The 4,776-nt window shown below is 70.6% G+C and carries 2 protein-coding genes; both read left to right on the top strand.

The features are described 5' to 3' along the window. On the top strand, positions 1 to 3,505 hold a 3,505-nt coding region (locus MXAZACID_RS08950), incomplete at its 5' end, for a hypothetical protein (RefSeq protein WP_008493951.1). Positions 3,506 to 3,516: 11 nt separating this feature from the next. Beyond that, the coding region (locus MXAZACID_RS20080; protein ID WP_008493950.1) for a tetratricopeptide repeat protein at positions 3,517 to 4,776 on the top strand (1,260 nt) is incomplete at its 3' end.

Here is a 4,776-nt window from a genome sequence, read left to right as displayed (position 1 = left end):
TGGCGGGGACATGCTGATCGCCAATACCGGCACGATGACGCTGAACGGCCCGGTGAGTGCTAGCACCAGCCTGGCGCTGGTCACCGCCGGCCTGGTGGAAGGCACTGGCGGCAGCCTGGCGGCCGGCACCATCGCCATCGCCCCGTATAATGGCGGCGGGCTCGATCTCGGCGGCACCGGGCTGGCGGGGTTGCAATTATCGCAAGCCCTGGTCAGCGCCTTTGCCAGCGGCGCGGTGATCAGGCTGGGTGCCGCCGACGGCGCCACCGCCAACAGCATCCTCAGCGAGGGCGCGGTGTCCTTCGCCAATGCCATCGTCGCGCTGAACAGCACCGGCGGGCTGACCCAGACCGGCAACCTCAGTGCTAACAATCTGGCCCTCACCGGCACCAGCCTGGCGCTGAACGGCCAGATCAACGCCACCGCGCTGAGCCTGACGGCGCGCGGCGCGATCAGCCAGACCGGCGGCAACGGGCTCACCCTCTCCAGCCTCTCCGGCAGCGGGGGCAGCATCGCACTGACCGGCGGCGCCAACAGCATCGCCAGCGTCACCGGCCTGACCGCCGCCGGCGGCATCGCCATCAACGATGCCGGCGCGCTCAGCGTCGCGGGCGGGATCAGTGCCGGCAGCAGCATCGCCCTCGCGGCGCCGACCCTGGATCTGGGCAACACCCTGATCAGCCCGCATGTCAGCCTGGCGGCCGATACGATCAACGATGCGGGCGGCGCGATCCAGGCCGGCAACGGCACCGTGGACATCTCGCCGCTGACCGCCACCCGCACTGTGGATCTGGGCGGCGGCGCGGCGGGGCTGGATCTGTCCGGCACGCTGCTGGGGGCGATCTCGGCGGCGCGGCTGGATATCTCCACCCAAGGCGGCATCGTCGCCGATGGGGCGGCCAGCCTGTCGACGAAGCTGCTCTCCCTCTCCGCCAACGGCATAAGCTTCGCCGGCACGCTGAGCCTGCCGGGCACGCTGGCGCTGGCCAGCGGCGCCGGCATCACCTCCACCGCCGGCAATGTGCTCAGCGCCAGCCTGCTGCAGCAAGGCGGGCAGATCGTCGGCGATGTCGATCTCGGCCAGGGTACCAACAACTTCGGCACGCTCGGCAGCTTCACGCTGGGCAGCGGCGGCTTCGCCCAGAGCAGCGCCCAGACGCCCGGAAGCGGCAATTTCACCCTGGCCGACACCCAGCCACTGACCATCACCGGCCCGATTTCGACCAGCGGCGGGCTGGTGCTGCGCAGCGCCGGCGCGATCACCCAGGCCAGCGCGCTCAGCGGCCAGCAGGTCAGCCTCACCGGCAGCACCCTCACGCTGGCGGCGCCGATCACCGCCGGCACGCTGGCGCTCATCGCCAGCAATGGCGTGACCGAGACCACCGGCTCCATCAACGCCACGCTGTTGACCGGCAATATCAGCGGCGACGCGACGCTCGATGCGGCCAGCAACAGCATCGGCACGCTGGCGAATTTCAGCGCTACCGGCACGCTGCGCCTGCGCGATGCCGGCGCCCTCAACCAGGCCGGCAGCCTCTCCGCCGGCAATGCCATACTGACCAGCAACGGTTTGAACCTCTCCGGCACCGTGCTGGTTCCCGGCACATTGCTGCTGGCCAGCACCGGCAGCGTCCTGCAAAGCGGCGGGGCGGTGAGTACGGGCACGTTGAGCAGCCTGGGGACCGTGCAGGGCGACATCATCATGGCCCAGCCGGGCAATCTGTTCCCGGTGGTGAATGATCTGGCGGCGACCGGCGCCATCGACCTGACCAGCGCCGCGGTGCTGGCGCAAACCGGCGCGCTCAGCGCCGGCACGGTGACGCTGAATGCGCCGAGCCTGGCCCTGAACGGCGTCCTCGATGCCGGCAGCGCCTTGCAGCTGAATGGCGGCAGCGCCAGCGAGGGCGCCAGCGCCGCGATCACCACCGCGCTGCTGACCACCGGGACGGGCAGCCTCTCCGGCGGCGCGGTGCTCAATAGCGGCGCCAACCGGATCGATCAGCTTGGCAATTTCAACGCTGCCGGCGGGCTGGCGATGGCGGATGGCACGGCGCTCGCCATCAGCGCGCCGGTGGCGCTGGGCGGCACGCTGGCGCTGTGGGATGCCAGCAGCATCACCCAGACCGGCGGCAGCATCACCGCCGCCGCCTTGACCAGCGATGGCGGGACCATCGGCGGCAACGCCCGCTTCGGCCAGCCGGGCAATCTGGTGCCGGTGCTGGGGCCGTTCGCGGCGACCGGCCTGGTGCAGCTGACCACCGGCACCCCGCTCACCCTGAGCGGCGATATCACCGCCGGGCAGGCCCTCAACCTGGCCAGCGGCGGCGCCATCGGCCAATCCGGCGGGCTGGTCAGCACGCCGGTCTTCAATGCGGTTGCCAGCGCCATCTCGCTGAGCGGCACCGCCATCACGCAGCTCGGCAATGTCACCGCGAGCGGCGATGTGAGCATCGCCAATGTCAACGAGCTGGCGGGGACGCTGAGCGCGCAGAACGCCACGCTGGGCGCCGCCGGCGGCTTCACCAGCAGCGGCACCGCGCGGATCGGCAACAGCCTGAAGCTGACCGCCAACGGCGCGGTGGTGCAGACCGGCGGGTCGATCAGCGCGGCGACGGCGACGATCAGCGCCCCTTCGATCACCCTCTCCGGCGCCACCGACATCACCGGCGCGCTGGCTTTGCAGGCCAGCGGCGAGATTCTACACTTGGCGGGCAGCCTGGATGCCGGCACGCTGAGCGGCACCGCCGGCCAGCTGGCGAATTTCACCGGTCCGGGCGACATCGCCACGCTGGGCAGCTTCCTGATGCCGGGCGGAACCATCCTGCTCAATGACAGCGAGGCGCTGACGCTGCTGGGCCCGCTGGTCGCCAATGTCGCCAGCATCACCGCCAGCGGCGCATTGACGCTGGAGGGCAACCCGGCCGGCGGCCTGTTCCTGAGCGGCTCCACCATCAGCAGCACGGCCACCCAGCCGCGCACCGGAATCGATTCCGTGCTGGTGAGCAGCGACCCGTCAATCGTCTCCACCGGGACCTTCTACATCGATTCCGGACCGAATCTCGCCGCCTATCTCGGCAATGCCAGCCCGGTCGCGGCCCTGTTCATGCGCCTTGGCGGCAGCGGCAGCATCGCGCTGGCGCCGACCCCGGGGCTGCTCGACGCGCCGAATACCGATCTGGTCCTGGCCAGCGGACCGGCCGGGGTGATCACCGGCAATATCAACGTGCTGCATCTGGAAGTGGTGAGCGCGGCCTCGACCGACATGACCGGCTCCATCGGCAGCATCACCGGCCCGACCGCGGCCGGTAACGGCTCCGCCTTCCCCTTCCCGCAGCCGGGATACCGGTTCAATACCTGCCCGATCGGCTCGGTGAACTGCACCATCCTGCCCATTGCCGGGCTGCCGCAAGCCAGCCCGCTGCAGAATTTCGATCTCTCGCCGCGCAAGCGCAAGAAGCTGGACAAGAATGTGCCGCAGCCCGGGGTCGCGGCGCGGGATTTTTAAAAGGGCAGGCCATGAGGATTGCAGGTTTTATCCACACGCCCGCCGCCTTGGCGCTGCTGCTCACGGTGGCGGGCTGCAGCAAGCCGCCGGCCAGCGCCTATGAGCAGGCCAGCAGCACCAGCACCGGCCTGCCGGTGGGGCAGAACAGCGCCGGGGAGGGCTGCACCCTGCAAAGGCTGGCCGATGGCCGGGCTGATATTTATTGCGGCAGCTGGGACCAGCCGAGTGCGCATGTGCAGATTGGCGGCGCGGCCAGCGCGGCCACCCTGCCTGGCCTTGCCGCCAGCAGCCCGTGGCGGGCCGGGCTGGATGCCGCCTATGTCTGCGAGGCGCCGCAGCCGGCGCGAATCCTCGATGGCGTGCCGGCTGAAATTCTGCCCTGCACCCAGCGTTTCGGCGGCTGGCCCTATGTGGCGTTGGCGGCGGAGATCGACGGCAAGGTTTATTACGCTGATGGCGTGCAGCCCGCACTGCCGGCGATGCAGCGCGGCATTGGCGTGGTCAGCGGCCGGGTTCCCGCCGCCGCCGCCGGCCAGGCCGGGGTCGCGCAATCCGACCAGCTGCTGGCGCAAAGGCTGGCAGCGCATGCGTTCAGCTCCGGCGATGTCGGCCAGTATGACGCGCTGATGGCGCTGGGCGCGCAGGCCAATCAGGCGGAGAATTTCCCCGCCGCGGTCATCGCCTACCGCGCCGCGCTGGCGCTGCAGCAGAAGAAGCTCGGCGCGGACAATCCCGGCACGGTGATCCCGATGCTGGCGCTGGGGCTCAACCTTTCCAACCAGGGCCTGTACGCCCAGGCCCAGGCGCAGTTCGCCACCGCCGCCGCACTGGCACCGCGCGCCAGCGACCCCACCGCGCCGGCGGTTTTGCGCTATGACGAGGCGCTGGACGCGCTCAACCAAGGGCAGAGCCAGCGCGCGCTGGCGCGGCTGCAGGAGGCCCGGCAAGCCTATGCCGCGCTGGTGCCGCCAGCCTTGTTGCAGGCGCAGCCGCAGGCCGCGCAGAATAACGCGCTGTTCTCGATCAGCGCGCCGGCGGGGGCGGATACGCTGCTGGCCGACCAGGTGACGCTGAACAGCCCGGTGACGCAGGCGGCCTTGCTCGGGGTGATCGAATCCTGGCGCTATCAGGCGCTGGTGCTGGAGCGGATCGGCGACCGGGCCGGCAGCGACGCGGCCATCGCCAATGCCCGGCGCATCGCCAGCGCCAACGGGCTGGAACCGCCCTCCCTGGATGCGCGGCTGGACCGCACCCGCGCCGTGCTGGCCAGC

Source organism: Acidocella sp. MX-AZ02 (assembly GCF_000306035.1).
Taxonomy (GTDB): domain Bacteria; phylum Pseudomonadota; class Alphaproteobacteria; order Acetobacterales; family Acetobacteraceae; genus Acidocella; species Acidocella facilis.
Note: the sequence above shows the minus strand (reverse complement) of the source record. Positions and strands in the feature narration are given on the sequence as shown.